This is a genomic window from Chromobacterium sp. Rain0013, from assembly GCF_015291765.1.
Taxonomy (GTDB): Bacteria; Pseudomonadota; Gammaproteobacteria; order Burkholderiales; family Chromobacteriaceae; genus Chromobacterium; species Chromobacterium haemolyticum.
This window is the reverse complement of record NZ_CP031514.1, coordinates 253,095-272,409: the sequence shown is the minus strand read 5'-3', so window position 1 is coordinate 272,409 and position 19,315 is coordinate 253,095. Positions and strand designations below refer to the sequence as shown.

At 63.9% G+C, this 19,315-nt stretch carries 17 protein-coding genes; 7 read left to right on the top strand and 10 right to left on the bottom strand.

Features of this window, described 5'->3' with window-relative positions:
* The first annotated feature begins 37 nt into the window (after positions 1-37).
* The gene (locus DXT74_RS01375; protein ID WP_194427135.1) at positions 38-1,351 is read left to right on the top strand and encodes a sodium-dependent transporter; all 1,314 of its coding nucleotides are present in this window, start codon (positions 38-40) and stop codon (positions 1,349-1,351) included.
* Positions 1,352-1,430: 79 nt separating this feature from the next.
* Here DXT74_RS01375 and DXT74_RS01370 read toward each other — a convergent pair whose 3' ends face one another.
* From DXT74_RS01370 to DXT74_RS01355, 4 genes are all read right to left on the bottom strand, one after another.
* Entirely contained in the window at positions 1,431-1,742 is a 312-nt protein-coding gene (locus tag DXT74_RS01370; RefSeq protein ID WP_114152696.1) for an AzlD domain-containing protein, read from the bottom strand.
* Positions 1,739-2,443 (bottom strand): AzlC family ABC transporter permease, encoded by a 705-nt coding sequence (locus DXT74_RS01365; RefSeq protein WP_194427134.1) that lies wholly within the window; start codon positions 2,441-2,443, stop codon positions 1,739-1,741. Before DXT74_RS01365 ends, DXT74_RS01370 begins: the two co-directional genes overlap by 4 nt.
* A 156-nt stretch (positions 2,444-2,599) precedes the next feature.
* Entirely contained in the window at positions 2,600-3,433 is an 834-nt protein-coding gene (locus DXT74_RS01360) for an AraC family transcriptional regulator (protein WP_194427133.1), read from the bottom strand.
* A 21-nt stretch (positions 3,434-3,454) separates the two neighbouring features.
* The gene (locus tag DXT74_RS01355; protein ID WP_043592391.1) at positions 3,455-4,099 is read right to left on the bottom strand and encodes a MarC family NAAT transporter; all 645 of its coding nucleotides are present in this window, start codon (positions 4,097-4,099) and stop codon (positions 3,455-3,457) included.
* 188 nt (positions 4,100-4,287) lie between these two features.
* On the opposite strand from DXT74_RS01355, the gene DXT74_RS01350 reads away from it, so the two are divergent.
* The 3 genes from DXT74_RS01350 (at position 4,288) to dinB (ending at position 6,545) form a co-directional block, all read left to right on the top strand.
* On the top strand, positions 4,288-4,761 hold the full coding sequence (locus tag DXT74_RS01350; RefSeq protein ID WP_043592390.1) for a copper chaperone PCu(A)C: 474 nt from the start codon (positions 4,288-4,290) through the stop codon (positions 4,759-4,761).
* 325 nt (positions 4,762-5,086) lie between these two features.
* Positions 5,087-5,392, top strand: coding sequence for a SelT/SelW/SelH family protein (locus DXT74_RS01345; protein WP_043635691.1), 306 nt, complete (start codon positions 5,087-5,089; stop codon positions 5,390-5,392).
* 13 nt (positions 5,393-5,405) lie between these two features.
* Complete coding sequence (dinB, locus tag DXT74_RS01340) at positions 5,406-6,545, top strand: DNA polymerase IV (protein WP_194427132.1); 1,140 nt, start codon at positions 5,406-5,408, stop codon at positions 6,543-6,545.
* Positions 6,546-6,585: 40 nt separating this feature from the next.
* Here the strand turns inward: dinB and DXT74_RS01335 are convergent, their stop codons facing one another.
* From DXT74_RS01335 to DXT74_RS01310, 6 genes are all read right to left on the bottom strand, one after another.
* Positions 6,586-9,321, bottom strand: coding sequence for a pitrilysin family protein (locus DXT74_RS01335; protein ID WP_194427131.1), 2,736 nt, complete (start codon positions 9,319-9,321; stop codon positions 6,586-6,588).
* 189 nt (positions 9,322-9,510) lie between these two features.
* A complete protein-coding gene (rodA, locus tag DXT74_RS01330) occupies positions 9,511-10,605 on the bottom strand; it encodes a rod shape-determining protein RodA (protein ID WP_043635455.1) in 1,095 nt (364 codons plus the stop codon).
* The gene (gene mrdA, locus DXT74_RS01325; protein ID WP_043635458.1) at positions 10,586-12,526 is read right to left on the bottom strand and encodes a penicillin-binding protein 2; all 1,941 of its coding nucleotides are present in this window, start codon (positions 12,524-12,526) and stop codon (positions 10,586-10,588) included. The genes rodA and mrdA overlap by 20 nt, the downstream gene beginning before the upstream one ends.
* A 15-nt stretch (positions 12,527-12,541) precedes the next feature.
* On the bottom strand, positions 12,542-13,045 hold the full coding sequence (gene mreD, locus DXT74_RS01320) for a rod shape-determining protein MreD (RefSeq protein WP_019101651.1): 504 nt from the start codon (positions 13,043-13,045) through the stop codon (positions 12,542-12,544).
* A 6-nt stretch (positions 13,046-13,051) separates the two neighbouring features.
* Positions 13,052-13,957: a rod shape-determining protein MreC gene (mreC, locus tag DXT74_RS01315; RefSeq protein ID WP_043635462.1), complete on the bottom strand. Its 906-nt coding sequence runs from the start codon at positions 13,955-13,957 to the stop codon at positions 13,052-13,054.
* Positions 13,958-14,096: 139 nt separating this feature from the next.
* Positions 14,097-15,140: a rod shape-determining protein gene (locus DXT74_RS01310; protein ID WP_043592385.1), complete on the bottom strand. Its 1,044-nt coding sequence runs from the start codon at positions 15,138-15,140 to the stop codon at positions 14,097-14,099.
* Between the two features lie 366 nt (positions 15,141-15,506).
* Here DXT74_RS01310 and gatC point away from each other — a divergent pair, with 366 nt between their 5' ends.
* From gatC to gatB, 3 genes are all read left to right on the top strand, one after another.
* Positions 15,507-15,794, top strand: a complete 288-nt coding sequence (gene gatC / locus DXT74_RS01305; protein WP_043592439.1) for an Asp-tRNA(Asn)/Glu-tRNA(Gln) amidotransferase subunit GatC — start codon at positions 15,507-15,509, stop codon at positions 15,792-15,794.
* Positions 15,795-15,906: 112 nt separating this feature from the next.
* Positions 15,907-17,358 carry an Asp-tRNA(Asn)/Glu-tRNA(Gln) amidotransferase subunit GatA gene (gene gatA / locus DXT74_RS01300; RefSeq protein WP_194427130.1) on the top strand — a complete coding sequence of 484 codons (1,452 nt, stop codon included), beginning with the start codon at positions 15,907-15,909 and terminating at the stop codon, positions 17,356-17,358.
* Between the two features lie 166 nt (positions 17,359-17,524).
* A complete protein-coding gene (gene gatB / locus DXT74_RS01295) occupies positions 17,525-18,952 on the top strand; it encodes an Asp-tRNA(Asn)/Glu-tRNA(Gln) amidotransferase subunit GatB (protein ID WP_194427129.1) in 1,428 nt (475 codons plus the stop codon).
* Positions 18,953-19,315 lie beyond the last annotated feature (363 nt).

The following is a 19,315-nucleotide window of genomic DNA, read 5'->3' as shown; positions in this document are numbered from 1 at the left end:
CCGTGCGGCGGCAAATTGTTCTGACTCAGGAGTTGTCATGTCTCGCACGCAATGGGGTTCCCGCCTCGGTTTCATCCTGGCTTCGGCCGGCGCCACGGTCGGCCTGGGCTCCATCTGGAAGTTTCCCTACGTCACCGCGATGAACGGCGGCGGCGCCTTTCTACTGATCTATCTATTGCTCACCTTCACCTTGGGCATCGCCTTGCTGTTGGCCGAGATCGCCATCGGCCGCGCGGCCGCTTGCGGCGCGGTGAGCGCTTTCGCCCGGCTGGGCTCGCGCCGCTGGAAGCTGGTGGGCTATGCCGGCGTGTTGTGCGGCTTCCTGGTGTTTTCCTTCTACAGCGTGGTGGGCGGCTGGACTCTGGGTTATCTGCTGCGCGCCCTCGACGGCCGGGTGATGAGCAACGACCCGGCGGCGCTGGCGCGGCTGTTCGGCGATTACGTGTCCAATCCCTTCGAATCGCTGCTGACTCACGCCTTGTTCACCGGGCTGACCTTGCTAGTGGTGATGTGCGGGGTGCAGAAGGGGATTGAGCGGGCGGGCAAGGTGTTGATGCCGCTATTGTTCCTGCTGATGCTGGGCTTGATTGCGCGCTCGCTGACTTTGCCGGGCGCGGAGGCCGGCGTGGCGGCCCTGCTGACGCCGGATTTCGCCAAAGTGACGCCGGGCATGTTGGTGGAGGCCTTGGGTTTGGCCTTCTTCTCCTTGTCGGTGGGCGCCGGCTGCATGATCGCCTACGGTTCCTACCTGGGCAGGGACGCGAAATTGGCGGGCGCGGCATTGTGGGTCACCGGCCTGACCACGCTGACCTCGGTCCTGGCCGGCCTGATGATCTTCCCGGCGATCTACGCTTTCGGTCTGGATCCGCAGGCCGGTCCGGGCCTGACCTATATGACCATGCCGGTGGTGTTCAACCACCTGCCTTTCGGCCAAGGCTTGGCGGCGGCGTTCTTTCTGCTGTTGCTGATGGCGGCGCTGACTTCTTCGGTGTCTCTGCTGGAGTTGGTGGCGGTGTTTCCCATCGATGAGTGGGGCGTTGGTCGACGCAAGGCGACGCTGCTCATTTGTCTGCTGGTGTTTTGCGCCGGGGTGCCGGCGGCGTTGTCCTTTGGGCCGCTGGCGGGTTGGAAGCTGTTCGGCCGCAATGTGTTCGAGCTGATGGACTACACCGCGTCCAACATCCTGCTGCCGCTGGGCGGCATCGGCACCGCCTGCTTCGCCGGCTGGGTGATCTGGCCGACCATGCGAGCCGAGTTGAAATTGCCCAGCGCCTTGGCCTCCGGCGTGCGCTTTATTTATTGCTGGGCGGCTCCGGTCCTGATCGGCTTGGTGCTGGTCTACAATATCTGAGCCGAGGTTCCGCGCGCGGCCCGCTGCCCATTGCCGGCCGCGCGCCGCGAAGCGGCGCATGCAGGCTCCGAGCAGGTTCTTAGAGCCAGCGCAGCAAGCCATAGACGATGAAGCTGACCACAATGGCGAGCAGAGTCTTGCCGTTTTTCCACGCCACCGCGACGGCAACCAAGGTGCCGATCAGGTAGGCGTTGCCCAGCGACAGGTCGATGCGTCCGGCGGGAGCCAGGGCCATCGGCACCACCAGCGCCGACAGTACCGCCGCCGGGACATAGTGCAGCGCGCGGTTCAGCCAGTCCGGGAAAGCCAGCCGCTGACCGAACACCAGGAAGCTGGCGCGGATCAGCAAGGTGGCCGCCAGCATGCCGAGTATCATCCACCAATGATTCATGCCGCCTCCTTGCGCTTGCCTTCCAGCAAGAATCCGGCGCCGACGCCCAGCAGCGCCGCCAGCATCAGATCCAGTTTGTAGGGGAGACCGCGCGCCAACAGCGCGGTCAGGCCGGCTACCGTCGCGGCCGCCAGCGTGGGCCGTTTTTTCAATTGCGGCGCGACGATGGCGGCGAAGGTGGCCACCATGGCGAAGTCCAGCCCCAGTTGCGCCAGCCCCGGCACTGAACGTCCCAGCAGCACGCCGGCCAGCGTCCATGCCTGCCAGTTGCCGTACATCGCCAGCGAAGAGCCCAGCCAATACCACTGGCCGCCGGCCACGCCCTGGGTGCGGAAGCGGTGCTCGACCACGGCGAAGGTTTCGTCTGTGAGCCAGAACGCCAGCGGCCAGCGCCAGGCCAGCGGCCATTGCCGCGCGTAAGGCAGCAGGGTGGCGCTGTACAGCGCGTGGCGAAGATTGACCACGAAAGTGGTCAGCCACAGTACCGGTAGCGCGGCGCCGGCTGCCACCAGGCTGACGGCGATGAATTGCGAGGAGCCGGCGAAAACCAGCAGGGACATGGCTTGGGTCGTCAGCGGGCTGAGGCCGGCGGCGATGGCCAGGGTGCCGAAGATCACGCCGAAGGGCGCGGCGCCTATCAGCATGGGGAGGCTGTCGCGCGCGCCTTGCAGTGCCCAGGCGACGGGGGTGGAGCTCGTCATCGGAACGGGTCCTTGCGGAAACGAAGTCCATTCATCATGCCGCCGAAACCAGTCGTCGTCTTGAACGATTTTGCAGGATGGGTTTGCGCTGTGGCCTGGCGCTTGCGCACTAGCGCGAGATGGGGCGCTGCGGTGGAGAAAAGCGTGAACAGACGTTCAGCGGCGCAGACCCAGCGCGCGTTGATAAGCCGCCGGCGCCAGCCCCACGGTGTGGCGGAAGGAGCGGGTGAGATGAGCCTGGTCGGCGAAGCCCAGGCTGAGCGCCACCGCGCCGGGCGTCTGGCCCTGAGCCAATAGCTGGCGCGCGCGGTTGACGCGCAACTGATTGCGCCAGGCCACCGGCGGCAGGCCGAAGTGCTGGCGGAACTGGCGGCATAGTTGCCAAGGCGAGAGCTGGGCCGCTTCCGCCAGCGTTTGCAGAGACAGGTTCTCGTTGATGGCGTCGGCCAGCATTTGCCGCGCCAGCTCCACCGCGCGCGGAGCGGCGGCGTGCATCTGGCCGCGCACCTGCATATGGCGTTGCAGCACCGCGCCGAATACTCGCTGTAAGGCGGATTCGCGCAACAGCCGGTCTTGGCTGCCGCGCAGTAGCCGGTGCAACTGGTCCAGGCCGACGGCCAGCGTAGCGTCCAGCACCACGGTGTCGCGAAAATAAGGCCGGGCGTGGGCGTCGCCGCTGATGTCGGCGGCCAGCCGCTGGAGGAAGTCCGCTGATGGATAGAAGCCGCGGTAGGCCCAGCCGCGCGCATCGGCGGTTTCACCGGTATGCACTTCGCCGGGATTGATCAGCACCAGCGCGCCGACGCCGGCGCGGTGGGTGCCGCCGCGGTGGCGGTAAGACTGTGCGCCCAGGGTTAATGCGTTGACTACGTATTCTTCATGGAAATGGGGCGGAAACACGCGCTGGGCGTAGCTGGCGTCCAGGCATTCCAACTGGCCGATGTCGTCGGCGCGGAAGAAGTCGGAACGGTCGGACGCCTGATAAGACATGGCAGGGCGTCGCGGCCGGCCTCAGGAACCGGCCATGAAGGTGCGGATGCCGGAACCGACGAATTGCACGCCAATGCAGATCAGCAAGAAACCCATCAGCCGCGTCATCACCTCGCGGCCGCCCCGGCCTAGGCGCTGGGCGATCAACTGCGAGGATTGCAGCGTCAACCACATGCCGAAGCAAGTACCGCCGATGGCGGCGAAGGTCATCGCGAAGGCCAGCGCCTTGGCTGGCAGAGTCGTCAGTTCGGCAATCTCCGTGGAAATGCCGATGACCACGGCAATGGTGCCGGGCCCGCTGATGCCGGGCATGGCCAGCGGGAAGAAAGCGTAGTCCTCGCGCTCGCCGGTCTTGGGCGCGTTGCCCGGATCTTGCGACAGGAACAGCATGCGGTAGCCGAGCACGGCGACGACGAAGCCGCCGGAAATGCGCAGCGCGCCGTAGGAAATACCGAAAGCGGACATGATCACGTTGCCGGCCAGCAGGCTGACCACCATGATGGCCGCCGCGAACACGCAGGCGCGGCGCGCCTGGTTGTCGCGCGCAGAATCCGTCATTTCGCGGGTCAGGGTGATGAACAGCGGAATTTTGGACAGCGGGTTAGTGATGGTGATCAGGCTGAGTAGCCCGCCGAACAGGAATTGGAGCGACAACGTCTTGAGCATGGCACTACGCTGATGAAGCGAACATTACAATGGATGGACGCAGTCTGCCTGAGGCCGCGGGCCGGTGACAAGGGAAATTCTGCTAGGGGCCCCGCGGCGCGCGCGCGGCATGACATTGGCTGTGGCATTATGCCGCACGGCTGCTGTGGGCGGCTGTGCTAGAGTGCGGAAAACCCAAGGAGTTGATTATGCGAAAGACATTGAGCGCCCTGCTGGGCCTGTGCCTGCTGAGCGCCGGAGCGATGGCGCACGAATTCAAGCTGGGCGATATCAAGATCGGCCATCCGTGGAGCCGGGCAATGCCGGAAAGCAGCCCCACCGGCGGCGTTTATCTGTCGTTGAACAATCAGGGCAAGACCGCCGACAAGCTGCTGTCGGCCAGCACGCCGCGCGCGGCCAAGGCCGAATTGCACACCCATCTCAACGACAAGGGCGTGATGCGCATGCGCGAAGTGGCCGGCGGCGTGGCCGTGGCCGCGGGCCAGGAAGTCAAATTCGCGCCCGGCAGCTATCACGTGATGTTGATGGGGCTGAAGCAGCCGCTGCGCGTGGGCGATCGTTTCCCGCTGACCTTGCGTTTCGAGAAGGCTGGCAGCGTAACCGTTGAAGTGGTGGTGGAAGACGGCGTCGCGGCGGCCGCCCCGGCCGAACACGCGCATTGATTCGCTAGGCGCGATCGTTTGCTACCGGTAACGTTGCGCCGAAGTTACATCGTGCAGCGCAGCAATCGGCGCGGGCTGGAGTAAATGCTTTACCCCGAGCCAGCTACTGGGCAGACTTGGCCTCGGGAATGTGTTGCGAACAAGACGTCATTGCCACTGCCGGCGCCCTGAACAAGGTCAAAACGCCAAGTCTGCACAAAGAGAGAAACGATGGAGGAGCGGGCGCTTGCGCCCGCACACAACAAAATCCAGGGACGCCGGCAGTTCCTTTCCCCTTCCATGATGTATGCTGTCAGCCATCTTGTTGCCGACTGCTTTTCCCCGCATGACTTCCTCTATTTCCCCCGCCAAAACTCCGCGCCTGAGCATTGAGTACTGCACCGGATGCCGCTGGCTGCTGCGCGCCGCCTGGATGGCGCAGGAGCTGCTGACCACCTTCGAGAAGGAATTGGCTGAAGTAGCCTTGCGGCCCGGCAGCGGCGGCGTGTTCCGCGTGGAGCTGGACGGAGAGCTGTTGTGGGACCGCAAGGCCGACGGTGGCTTTCCCGACATTAAGCTGCTGAAGCAGCGGGTGCGCGACCGGGTGGCGCCGCAGCGTTCGCTGGGTCATAGCGACGGCGCCGTTTCCTGATTCGGCTATCGCCATGAGCGAGCCGCTGCGCAAGATCATCCACGTCGATTGCGATTGTTTCTACGCCGCGATCGAGATGCGCGACGATCCCGCCTTGCGTCCCTTGCCGCTGGCGGTGGGCGGCCGGCCGGAAAGCCGCGGCGTCATCGCCACCTGCAATTACATCGCGCGACGCTACGGCGTGCGCTCGGCGATGTCGTCCGCGCGCGCGCTGCGCTTGTGTCCCGATTTGTTGATCTTGCCGCCTGACATGGCGCGCTATCGCGAGGCCAGCCAGCAGATCATGCGCATCTACGAGCGCTACACGCCCTTGATTGAGCCCTTGTCGCTGGACGAGGCCTATCTGGATGTGACTGGACAGTCGCACGAGCAGGGCAGCGCCACGCGAATGGCGGAGGCGATCCGTCGTCAGATTCGCGAGGAGGTGGGCATCACCGCCTCGGCCGGCATCGCGCCTAATAAATTCCTGGCCAAGGTGGCCAGTGATTGGAATAAGCCGGACGGGCAATTCCTGATCCGACCACAGGATGTGGCCGGCTTCGTCGCCGCCTTGCCGGTGGAGAAGATACACGGCGTGGGCCGGGTCACCGCGCAGCGGCTGAACGAATTGGGCATCAGGCGTTGCGGCGACATGCTGGCCTGGGAGCTGGCCGATCTGCTGCGCCACTTCGGCCGTTTCGGCGAGCGCCTCTACGAGTTGGCGCGTGGAGTGGACCCGCGGCCGGTGTCCACTGACCGCAGCCGCAAATCGATCAGCGTTGAGGAGACCTACGCGGTGGACCTGCCCGACGCCGCCGCCTGTCTGTCCAAGCTGCCGGAACTGATAGACCGGCTGAGCGCGCGCATCGCGCGCAGCGGCAACCCCGCGTTCAAAGGCTTGTCGGTCAAGCTCAAGTTCGACGATTTCAGCCAGACCACGGTGGAGCACGCCGGCGGACAGTTGTCGCCGGCGCGTTTTGGAGAGTTGTTGCGGGTGGGGTTCGAGCGGGGCCGGCGGCCGGTGCGCTTGGTGGGCGTCGGCGTCAAGCTGGCGGACGAGCACGACCTGCCGCGTCAGTTGCGCCTGTTCGGCCGCGACGGCCGTCCGCTGCCGGACCAGCCGGCGGACGCTGCCGCGGGCGAGGCGGAGCCGCCTATGATAGACGCCGACTAGCCCCCGCAGAACAGCTGAGGCCAGCCGGCGCAAGGCTGGATCAGGGGCGCTTGAAGTCGCCGGCGTAGACCTGGAGCAGTTGGGCCGGGTTGATGTGTTTGCGCAGCGCGGCGTTGACCTGCTCCACCGTCAGCGCGGCGATGGCGGCATCCACCTTGGCGTTGAACTCCATGCCGCGGCCGATTTGCAACTGGCCGTCCAGCGCGCCGCTCAGTGCGCCGTCCTGAGCGCGGGCGATTTCCCTTTCCTGTTGCAGCGCCTTCTTGGCGTCGGCCAGCTCGGTGGCGTTGACGCCGTCGCGGATGAAGCGCGTCAACTCCTCCGTCACCCCCTGTTTCAATTTTTCCAGATTCTGCGGCGCGTAAATGGCCACCAGGCTCAGGCTGGCCACCGGTTCGAAGCTGCCTGCCTTGAACTGGCTGCCGGCGTAGTAGCTGATGCCGTCCTTTTGGCGCAGGCGATCCAGCAGCCGTGATTTGACGCCGCCGCCCAGGATCTTGTTGGCGACCAGCATTGCCGGGTAGTCGGCGTCGCTGTCCCGCATCGCCAATGGCGCGGTGGCCAGGTAGAAGGCGTTGGCTTTGTCCTTGGCCTGCAGTTGTTGTTGGCCCGGCTTGGCCGGCGGCAGCAAGCTGGGCGCGCGGCTGTACGTCACGGGGCTATTCCAGCCGCCGAACAGCTTTTGCAGCTGGCTTTGCGCGGCTTTGGCGTCGAAGTCGCCGACGAGGGCGAAGCGGGCGTGGTTGGCGCCGTAGAACTGGCGGTGGAAGCGCTTGAGATCGTCCAGCTTGGCGGTTTTCAATTCGGCTGCGGCCTCGTCCAGCGTCGGACGGTAGCGCAGATCGCCCTTGCGATAGATGTTGAGCGCCTGGCCAACAGCCTGGGTGGCCATGGCCTGCGGCTCGTTGCGTTGGGCGTCGATGGCGGTCAGCCCCTCCTTGCGCAGCAGTTCGAACTCCCGTTCCGGGAAACTGGGCTGTTTTAGCAGGTCGGCGATCAGGTCCAGCAAGGCCGGCAGATGCGTGCGGGTGGTTTCAAAGTCCACGTTCACCTCTTGACCGGAGCCGGAGATGCTGAGCTTGGCTTTCAATTGGTCCAGGCGATTGCTGATTTCGGCGCGGCTGAGCTTGCCGCTGCCGCGTTCCAGCATGTCGGCGGCGAGGCTGGGCACGGCGCCGAGTCCGAACAGGCTTTTCTCGTCGCCGAAGGCGAGGCTGAAGCTGCCGTTAACGGTTTCTCCGCGGGTTTTCTTGGCCAGCAAGGCCAGTTTGGCGCCGTTGGCGAGCGTCGTTTTCACGGTGCGGGCGTCGATGTTGGCTGGGCTGGGATCGAAGGCCTCGCCCTGGCTGATTGCTGCGCGGCCCTTGTAGCCGTCCACCAGCTTGGCCACGTCCGGCGTGGCCGGGATCACGCTGCGGTCCGGTTTGGCGGTGGGCACGAACTGGCCGTAGGTGCGGTTGGACGGCTTGAAGTAGTTCTCTGCGGCCCGTTCCACGTCTTTGGCGCTTAGCGCCTCGATGCGGTCGCGTGTCAGGAAGAATAGCCGCCAATCTCCCTTGGCGATAGCCTCGGACATTTCCACCGCCAGCTGCTGCGGGTCGTTAAGGGTCTTGTCGATATCGTTGAGCAGGCTGGCCTTGGCGCGCTTGAGTTCGGCTTCGGTCACCGGCTTGTTCTTGAAGCCCTCGATGGCGGCGAGCATGGCCTGGCGCGTATCGGCCAGTTTCTGGCCCTTGTTCAACTCTGCCCAAAAAATGATGTAGCCGGGTTCTGCCAGCGCGAACGGCCAGGCCTCGACGCCGACGGCTTTCTTGCCGCCCACCAGCGCCTGGTACAGCCGGCCGTTGGGGGTGCTGGCCAGGATGTCGGCCAGGACGAGGATGGCCGCCGCGTCCGGGTGGCTGCCGGCGGAGATCGGGTACAGCACCGCGGCCAGTTGGGTGTCGCCGACGCGCTCCACCGTCAGTTCGCGCGCGCCGTCGCGCTGCGGTTCCTCGGTCCAGGTTGGCGTCAGTTGGCGCTGCGGCTTGGCGATTTTGCCGAATGTCTGCCGGACGACGTCCAGCGTCGCCGCCGGGTCGAACTTGCCGCTGATCATCAGTACCGCATTGTCCGGCTGGTAGTACTTGCGGTAGAAGGCCTGCAGATTGTCGATGCGGACTTTTTCCACGTCCGTGCGCGCGCCTATGGTGTTGTGGCCGTAGTTGTGCCAGTCGTAGCTGACCGCGGTCATCTGCTTCCACAGCACGCGGCGGGGATTATTCTCCCCCATTTCCATTTCATTGCGCACCACCGAGAACTCGGTGTCCAGATCGCTTCTGGCGATCTTGCTGTTGACCATGCGGTCTGCTTCCATCTCCAGCGCCCAGCGAAGGTTGTCGTCGTTGGCCGGGAAGGTTTCGTAGTAGTTGGTGCGATCCAGGAAGGTGGTGCCGTTGAACTGCATGCCGCGCTTGCCCAGTTCCTGCATCAGGTTGCCGCTGGTGGGCGTGCCCTTGAACAGCATGTGCTCCAGCAAATGGGCCATGCCGGTTTCGCCGTAGCTTTCGTGGCGGCTGCCCACCAGATAGGTGATGTTGACGGTGGTGGTGGGCTTGGAGGCGTCCGGGGCCAGCAGGACCCGCAGGCCGTTGGGCAACCGGTATTCGGTGATGCCTTCCACGCTGGTGTAGGCTTGCAGCTGGCTTTGGCTGGCGGAGACGGGTTCGGCGGCGATGGCCGGCAGGGCGTGGCCCAGGGACAGGGCGAGCAGCAGGCTCAGGGTCTTGATGCGCATGCGTTGGCGTTTCCTCTGCGTAGATGAGGGCGGCGGCGCGCGGCGGCGCCGGAATTCTATAGGCTTGCGATTTTGCTTGCTTTCGTCAAGCCGGAAGCATTTCTGGCATGACGTCAGTCGCGTGCAGACAGAATAGGCCGGCGCGGCGGGGAATTGGTTCCCGCCGCGGGGTTTGGAAAGGAAAGGTTCTCAGCGTTTCAGATTGCTGATGCTCATCAGCATGCCCATGCCGACGAACAGGGTGACGGTGGCGGTGCCGCCGTAGGACATGAAGGGCAGCGGCACGCCCACCACGGGCAGGATGCCGGACACCATGCCCATGTTGACGAAGGCATAGACGAAGAAGGACATCGTGATGGAGCCGGCCATCAGTCGGCCGTACAGTGTTTGCGCGCTGGCGGTGATCATCATCGCGCGACTGAGCACCAGCAGATAGAGCACCAGCAGAAGCACATTGCCGGCCAGGCCGAACTCCTCTGAGTACACGGCGAAGATGAAGTCCGTGGTCCGCTCCGGGATGTAATCGAGGTGGGTCTGAGTGCCGTTGAGCCAGCCCTTGCCCCAGGGGCCGCCGGAGCCGATGGCGATCATGGACTGGATGATGTGGTAGCCGTCGCCCAAGGGGTCGGTGGTGGGGTCTATCATGGTCAGCACCCGGCGGCGCTGGTAGTCGTGCAGCAGGTTCCAGACGATGGGCAGGCTGGCGGCGCCCAGGCCGATGCCGGCGAAGATCACCTTCCACGGCAGGCCGGCGAAGAACAGCACGAACAGGCCGGCGGCGGCGATCAGCAGCGTGGTGCCCAGATCCGGCTGCTTCAGCACCAGCGCGCTGGGCACGGCCATCAGCAAGGCGGCCACTAGGTAGTGCCACCAGCGCATTGATAGTTCGTATTTCTGGAAGAACCAGGCCAGCATCATCGGCAACGCGATCTTCATGATTTCGGACGGCTGGATGCGGGTAATGCCCAGCTCCAGCCAGCGGGTGGAGCCGTTGACGGTGACGCCCTTGAAGTGGACGGCCAGCAGCAGCAGCACGCCCAGCCCGTAGATGGGCGGCGCGAAGTTCATGATGCTTTGCGGCCGCATGCGGGCGATGATCCACATGATGATCAGCGACAGGCTGGTGTAGATCAGTTTGTTGTCTATCTTGTCGAAGGACTGGTTGTTGGCCGAGTACAGCAGCACCATGCTGACCACGAAGATCATGCCCAGGAACAGCATCAGCCAGCCGTCCAGCGGTTCTTGGATCTGTTGCCAGACGCGTTTAATTAGAGAGGTCTGCATTGTCGTTGGCGGTGTCGGTGGGCATGGTCTTCAGCGTGCCTTCGATGTCTTTCGGCACCTTGCCCAGCAAGTAGTAATCGAACAGCGCGCGCACGATGGGCGCGGCGGCGGCGGCGCCGAAGCCGGCGTTCTCCACGATCACCGCCACGGCGATGCGGGGCTTGTCCACCGGGGCGAAGGCGATGAACCAACTGTGGTCGCGGTATTGCTCGGCCAGGGCGGAGGCGTTGTACTTGGCGCCCTGCTTGATTTGCACGACTTGGGCGGTGCCGGTCTTGCCCGCCATCGAGTACTGCAGGCCCACGCCCAGCCGCGCGCCGGTGCCGCGCGTCATCACGCCCTCCATGCCGCGCTTCACGTATTCGAAGTTTTCCGGTTTAAACGGAACCTGGCGGGTGGGCATCGGTTCAATGATGCGCGCTTTGCCGCTGCGGGTATCCACCACCTGCTGCACCAAGTGCGGTTTGAACACTTGGCCGTCGTTGGCCATGATGGCGGTGGCGTTGGCCATTTGCAGCGGAGTGTAGGCGTTGAAACCCTGTCCAATGCCGATGCTGACCACATCGGCCGGATACCAGCGGCGGAATTCTTCCTTGTAGCGGGCAAAGCGGCGCGCTTTCCATTCCTTGGATGGCAGCACGCCGATGGACTCGCCGTCCAGGTCGATGCCGCTCTTGCTGCCCAGGCCGAACTGCGCCAGCGCCGGGTGGATCTTGTCTATGCCCATGTCCCAGGCCAGCTTGTAAAAGAAGGTGTCGCTGGAGACTTCGATCGCGCGCTGCAGATTGATCATGCCGTTGCCGGCTTTCTTGCTGTCGCGGAACTGGTGGCTGGAGCCGGGCAGGGTGAAATAGCCCGGCGCGGGACGGATGTCGCGCATGCCGATGGCGTGGTTTTCCAGCGCGGCCATCGCCATGAAGGGCTTGAAGGTGGAACCGGGCGGGTAGGTGCCGCGCAGCGCGCGGTTGATCATCGGTTTCTGCCAGTCGTTGTTCAGGTTGGTCCAAGTCTGGGTGTCGATGCCGTCGATGAATAGATTGGGATCGAAGCCCGGCTTGGACAGGAAGGCGAGCACGCCGCCGGTGGACGGCTCTATCGCCACCAGCGCGCCGCGGCGGTTGCCGAAGAGCTTGTCCGCCATCTCCTGCAGCCGAATATCCAGCGCTAGTTTCAGGGTGTTGCCGTTGACCGGCGGCGTGCGCCGCAGCGAACGCACCGCGCGTCCTCCGGAATCGGTTTCCACTTCCTCGAAGCCGACCTTGCCGTGCAGATCGTCCTCGTACACCGCCTCCAGGCCCGTCTTGCCAATGTAATTGGAGCCTTTGTAATTGGCGGTTTTTTCTTCTTCTTCCAACCTTTCCTTGTCGCGCTGGTTGATGCGGCCGATATAACCGAGCACATGGCTGGTCATTTCTTTGAACGGATAGTCGCGGAACAGCCGCGCCTTGACTTCCACGCCAGGGAAGCGCCAGGCCTGGGCGGCGACCCGAGCGGCTTCTTCTTCGCTGAGTTTGGTTTTCAGCGGGATGGATTCGAAGTTTTTGCTTTCAATCAGCAGGCGTTTGAACTGGCGCTCGTCACGCGGGGTGATCTCCACCAGCTTGCGCAGCTCGGCCTCGGTGGCGGCCAGGTCCGGTATCTTGCTGGGCGTCAGCTCCAGCGTGTAGGCGGAGTAGTTCTGCGCCAGCACCACGCCGTTGCGGTCCAGAATCAGGCCGCGGTTGGGCAGGATGGGCACCAGCGAAATGCGGTTGTTCTGAGCCAGCGTGGAAAAGTGTTCGTGCTGCAGCACTTGCAGCCAGATGAAACGCGTGAGCAATACCAGAAACATCAGCACGATCAACGCGTAAGCGACGATCAAGCGCAGCTGGAACTGGCTATCTTCGGCCTGCGGGTTCTTGAAACGGGTGGGTTGAGGCATGGACGGTCCGCGGCGCTACACCGCGTTGTGGCGGTAGGGCATCAGCATCAGCTTGGTCAGCAACGGCCATAGCAGGGCGCCGATCAAGGGCGGCAGGAAGTAACCCCAGCCGACGAAGGCGGAGCCGGTGAGCATGCGCACCACCACCATGATGATCTGGTTGGTCAGCAACAGGCCCAGCACCACCAGCGTTTGCTGGCCCAGGTTGAACATCACCACCTGGCGCTGGCGCGCGAGCGCCAGGTAAGCGGTGATTGAATAGGCCAGCGCGTGTTGGCCGAACAGGCCGGCGGTGGAAATGTCGGCCACCAGGCCCAGCAAGAATGCGGTGCCGATATTGACCCGGCGCGGCTGGTTGATCACCCAGTACAGGATCAGCATGCCGATGAAGTCCGGCAGCCAGCGCGTGCTGCCGTGCGGCAGCGGGATCAGTTCGATCAGGACGGCGAAGATGAAGGTGAACAGGATGAAGCGGCGCTTCACCGGTTTGAGCAGTTCCTTGGGGCGCTCGAACGTCATCGGGGCTTACTCCTCGGCGGCGGCTTTCTTGCCGCCCCTGCTCTTTTTGACGATGGGGGCCGGTTCCGGCGGGCGCGGCGGCGCCTGCTTTTCGCCCAGCACCAGCATGTAGCGGGTTTGCTGCACGCCGGCCAGGGGCGAGGTGGCGATGCGTGCGAAGGTGGCGCCTTGGTTTCGCTCCACCCGGGTCACGCGGGCCACCGGGATGCCGGCGGGATAAACGCCGTCCACGCCGGAGGTGACGATGTGATCGCCGTCCTTGATGTCGGCGCTTTGCGGCAGATAGCGGATTTCCACGCCGCCGCCGTAGCCGTACAGGATGGCGCGCTGGCCGGTGCGGGCCACCATGACCGGCACCATCTGGTTCTTGTCTATGACCAGAGTGACTTCCGCGGTCAGCGGCTGCACCCGGGTGACTTGGCCTAGCAGGCCGGTGGCGTCCACGACCGGCTGGCCGGCCTTCAGGTTGGCGTCGCTGCCTTTGTCGATGATGATTTTGTAGGAAAACGGATCGCGGCCGGTATACAGCGTTTCGGCCATCTGCGCCTGTTGGTGATAGCTGGACTTGATGCCGTTTAGCTTGCGCACTTCGTCCAGTTCCCGTTGCAGGGTTTGCAGCCGCGACAGTTGCGCCGACATTTCCAGCTGGCGCACGCGCAAGGCGGTGTTTTCCTGTTTCAGTTCAGTTTGGGAGCTGAGAAAGTCGCTGACGTGGCGCATCGCCTGCGCGGGCATGTTCACTGCGCGCTGTACGGGGTAGAGCGCCAGCGAAGTGGCTTCGCGCGCCTGTTCCATCAGGCCGAAATAGCTGTCGCCGACCAGGAGCGCCACCGAGGCGGCCACGGCCATGGCCAAGCGCGCGCCGGGCGGCGGCCCGGAGCGAAAAAAGCTGGGGGTGTTGGCAAAGTCCATCGGCTCAGACCTCGCCCCTTGACACGGGGCGCTGTGCTTCAAAAACGGGCGCGCTTGCCGCGCGCCCGCCATCATCGCTTGCGTTACGAGCGACCGCCGCCGCAGGAGCCGGGCTCAGGCGGGCGTCGGCCGTTCCGGTTTAAGGGACGTTGGTGAAAATAGTGCCAATCTTGTCCATTTTCTCCAGCGCCTTGCCGGAGCCGCGCACCACGCAGGTCAGCGGTTCTTCGGCCACGAACACCGGCAGGCCGGTTTCTTCGGCCAGCAGGCGGTCGATGTCTTTCAGCAGCGCGCCGCCGCCGGTCAGCACCATGCCCTTGTCGGCGATGTCGGCGCCCAGTTCCGGTGGAGTTTGTTCCAGCGCGATCTTCACCGCGGACACGATCTGATTCAGCGGCTCGGTCAGCGCTTCCAGGATTTCGTTGGACGACACGGTGAAGGCGCGCGGAATGCCTTCGGCCAGGTTGCGGCCCTTGACTTCCATTTCGCGGACTTCGGCGCCCGGGAAGGCGGAGCCGATGGTCTTCTTGATTTCCTCGGCGGTGGTTTCGCCGATCAGCATGCCGTAGTTGCGGCGGATGTAGTTGATGATGGCTTCGTCGAACTTGTCGCCGCCCACGCGGACGGAGTTGGAATACACCACGCCGCCCAGCGAGATCACGCCGACCTCGGTGGTGCCGCCGCCGATGTCCACCACCATGGAACCGGTGGGTTCCTCAACCGGCAGGCCGGCGCCGATGGCGGCCGCCATCGGCTCTTCGATCAGTTCCACGCGGCGCGCGCCGGCGGCCAGCGCCGAGTCGCGGATCGCCTTGCGCTCCACCTGGGTGGAGCCGCAGGGCACGCAGATCACGATGCGGGGGCTGGCGGCGAAGAAGCGGTTGGGGTTCACCTTCTTGATGAACTGCTTGAGCATCTGTTCGGTGACGGTGAAGTCGGCGATCACGCCGTCCTTCATCGGGCGGATCGCCTGGATGCTGCCCGGGGTGCGGCCCAGCATGCGCTTGGCTTCCAGGCCCACGGCCAGGATGGATTTCTTGTTGGTGGGCGCGTCGCTGTGAATGGCGACAACAGAGGGCTCGTCCAGCACGATGCCTTTGGCGCGCATGTAGATGAGGGTGTTGGCTGTGCCAAGGTCAATGGCGAGGTCGTTGGAGAAGTATCCGGTCAGCGAACGAAACATTGGGCGATCCTGGTCAGTTTTCGTCATGTGGCGGACGCGCCGTCGCGTCCGCGTTTAATCTGTTGTTTGTTGTCTACTCGTACGACCCGAGTCTACCCGCCGCGTGGCAAAACGACGCTTGGCGCCCACTGGGCGACACCGGCTAAGCGGCTTCGCCCGGCTGGCCTTGCGCATCATTTTCCGACGCTGTGTCGGGTTGATGAGGCCTGCACGATCCGGCCCCGGCGCGGCGGCTTGCCGCCTGTCGGCCGCGTGGTGAAAGCGCTGCCGAAATAACGCCGTGGCGTGATGTCGATCTTGGGAGAATCAAGCGGGCTATGATACCCTATAACGCTTGAAATATTAAAGGTTTTGAACGAGGACACCATGTCGCTGACGCATCAGGATGTCGCACGAATTGCCAAGCTTGCCCGCATCAATGTCAATGAAGCGGAAATTGCCGCGACAAGCAAGCAACTCAATAATATTTTTGGCCTGATCGAACAGATGCAAGCGGTGAACACCGACGGCATCGAGCCGATGGCCCATCCGCAGGATGTCTCTTTGCGTTTGCGCGAAGATATCGTTACCGAAACCAATCAGCGCGAAGCTTTCCAGGCCGTGGCCCCGCAAGTGGAAAAGGGCTTGTTCCTGGTTCCCAAGGTCATCGAGTGATGCTCTGATTGCCTGCGCCGGTTTAGGTTCCCTCCCGCGCGGGAGGCCGGCGCCGGTCGCTGTCTGAAAGGACGGCGGCGCCATTCCCGGATAGCTAAAGATTCCATTTGAAATGACACAGTCTACTTTAAAGCAACTGTCGCGGCAGCTGGCGGCCAAGGAAGTCTCCAGCGTTGAGCTGGCCACCCAATATCTGGATCGGATCGAGGCGCTGAACCCGGCGCTCAACGCGCTGGTCACCGTCGACCGGGCCAAGACTCTGGCCGAGGCCGCGGCCGCCGACGCGCGCATCGCCGCCGGCGACGCCCATGCGCTGACCGGCGTGCCCATCATCCACAAAGATCTGTTCTGTCAGCAGGGCTGGAGAACCAGCTGCGGCTCCAAGATGCTGGACAACTTCGTGTCGCCGTACAGCGCTCACGTGGTTGAGCAATGCCAGGCCGCCGGTCTGGTGACGCTGGGGCGCGCCAATATGGACGAGTTCGCGATGGGTTCGTCCAACGAGAACTCCTTCTACGGCGCCGTGAAAAACCCCTGGGACCAGAAGGCGGTGCCGGGCGGCAGTTCCGGCGGTTCCGCCGCTGCGGTGGCCGCGCGGCTGACGCCGGTGGCCACCGCCACCGACACCGGCGGCTCCATCCGCCAGCCGGCTTCCCATTGCGGCGTTACCGGCATCAAGCCGACTTACGGCGTGGTGTCCCGATACGGCATGGTGGCCTACGCCTCCTCGCTGGACCAGGGCGGCCCGATCGCGCAGACCGCCGAGGACTGCGCGTTGATGTTGAACGTGATGGCCGGCTTCGACCTGCGCGATTCCACCAGCCTGGAGCGCGCCCGCGAAGACTACGCCCGCGATCTGAATCAGCCGCTGGCCGGCCTCAAAGTGGGCCTGCCGCGCGAATACTTCGCCGCCGGCCTGAGCGCCGACGTGGCGCGCGCCGTGGACGAGGCGGTGGCGGTGTTGAAGAAGCAGGGCGCGCAGGTGGTGGAAATCAGCCTGCCCAATACCGAGCTGTCCATTCCGGCCTACTACGTGATCGCGCCGGCCGAGGCCTCCACCAATTTGTCGCGCTACGACGGCGTGCGCTACGGCCATCGCGCCGCAGAGTACAAGGACCTGGTGGACATGTACGAGAAGACCCGCGCCGAAGGGTTCGGCAGCGAGGTCAAGCGCCGCATCCTGGTGGGCAGCTATGTGCTGTCGCACGGCTATTACGACGCCTATTACCTCAAGGCCCAGAAGATCCGCCGTCTGATCGCCAACGATTTCAAGGCCGCCTTCGAGCAGTGCGACGTGATCCTGGGGCCGGTGGCGCCGACCGCGGCCTTCGACATCGGCGCGATGAACGACGATCCGGTGCAGATGTATCTGTCCGACATCTACACGCTGTCGGTGAACCTGGCCGGTCTGCCGGGCATGAGCGTGCCAGCCGGCTTCAGCGCCAATGGCCGCCCTATCGGCTTGCAGATCATCGGCAATTACTTCGGCGAAGCCAAGATGTTGAATGTCGCGCATCAGTTCCAGTTGGCCACCGATTGGCATAGCCGCGCGCCGGTGCTGTGAAGCCCGCCGCTGCGCAACGCGAATACGACGTTGGGCGCGCTTGCCGCACTTAAATGTACTGCCTGCGCGCGCCTTGTCTTCAAGCGCCGCTCGCAGGCCGGCTAAGTTTACGTTTACGAGGGCGGCGTTTTAGCTCCGTCCTGGCATCAAAAAGGATTTTCCGACCATGAAATGGGAAGTCGTCATCGGTATCGAGGTGCATGTGCAGCTCAATACCGTCTCCAAGATTTTCTCCGGCTCCAGCACCGCCTTCGGCGCCGAGCCGAACACTCAGGCCTCCGCGGTGGAACTGGCCTTCCCCGGCGTGTTGCCGGTGCTGAACAAGGCCGCGGTGGACAAGGCCATCCGCCTGGGCTTGGCGCTGAACGCCAAGATCAACCAGAAAAACGTGTTCGCGCGCAAGAACTACTTCTATCCGGACCTCCCCAAGGGCTACCAGATCAGCCAGATGGACCTGCCTATTGTTGAGCACGGCCAGCTGAAAATCCTGGTGGGCGAGCAAGAGAAGGTGATAGGCGTGACTCGCGCCCATATGGAAGAGGACGCCGGCAAGAGCCTGCACGAAGACTTCCATGGCCTGTCCGGCATCGACCTCAACCGCGCCGGCACGCCGCTGCTGGAGGTGGTGTCCGAACCGGACATGCGCTCTGTGGACGAGGCGTTGGCCTATGTCAAGGCGCTGTACGCGCTGGTGACCTGGCTGGGCATCTGCGACGGCAATATGCAGGAAGGCAGCTTCCGCATGGACGTCAACGTGTCGGTGCGCCCGGAGGGGCAGAAGGAATTCGGCACCCGCCGCGAGATCAAGAACCTCAACTCCTTCCGCTTCCTGGAGCAGGCCGCCAAGTACGAGATCCAGTGGCAGATTGACACCCTGGAAGACGGCGGCAAGGTGCAGCAGGCCACCGTGCTATTCGATCCGGACACCGGCGAAACCCGGATGATGCGCAGCAAGGAAGACGCGCACGATTACCGCTACTTCCCGGACCCGGACCTGCTGCCGGTGCGCATTTCCGACGAGCAGATCGCCCGCATCCGCGGCGAGATGCCGGAGCTGCCGGCGGCGATGCAAGTCCGTCTGGCCGAGGCTTACGGCGTGTCCGCCTACGACGCGGCGCTGCTGACTTCCAGCCTGGCCTTGGCTCAGTACTTCGAAGCCGCGGCCAAGGCCTCCGGTCAGGGCAAGCTGGCCGCCAACTGGATCAATGGCGAGATCGCCGCGCGGCTGAACCGCGACGGCAAGGAGATCGCCGATTGCCCGATTTCGGCCGAGCGTCTGTCCGGCCTGATCGCGCGCATCGCCGACAACACCCTGTCCAGCAAGCTGGCCAAGCAGGTGTTCGACGCCTTGTGGGACAGCGAACTCTCCGCCGACGACATCATCGAGCGCGACGGCCTGAAGCAGGTGTCCGACGTCGGCGCCATCGAGAAGATGGTGGAAGACGCGATCGCCGCCAATCCCAAGGCGGTGGAAGAATTCCGCGCCGGCAAGGAAAAGGCGCTCAACGCCTTGGCCGGTCAGGTGATGAAGGCTTCCAAGGGCAAGGCCAATCCGGCCCAGGTGCAGGATATTCTGCGACAGAAGCTGGCCTAATCCGGCGGAACTCCGGGACGGCGGCGCCGAATGTGGCGCCGCCGTCCTGTTTTTGTGTTGCGGCGCGGAAAGTGGTCTTGCATTGGACTGTCCTTGGAAATATTCCCAGGCTCGAGGTGTGGTGTTTCGGGAATAGTTCGAGTGTTAACAGCTCACTTTGACTGATGTTTTTAAGCCTCTGATTTGACAAGGAATCCGCTTTTTGCGCTATCCGCTAAGTCATTGTCTCAAAAGGTGAATTAGAACTTCTCGATGTTGACCGTGGGGAAGTTCTTTCTTATAGTGGCGGAAAGTGGGGCGAAGTGGGTGAAAGTGGGGCATTTGTCCCAGGGGGCGACGGCCCCTTAGGTTTATTCGGTCAGC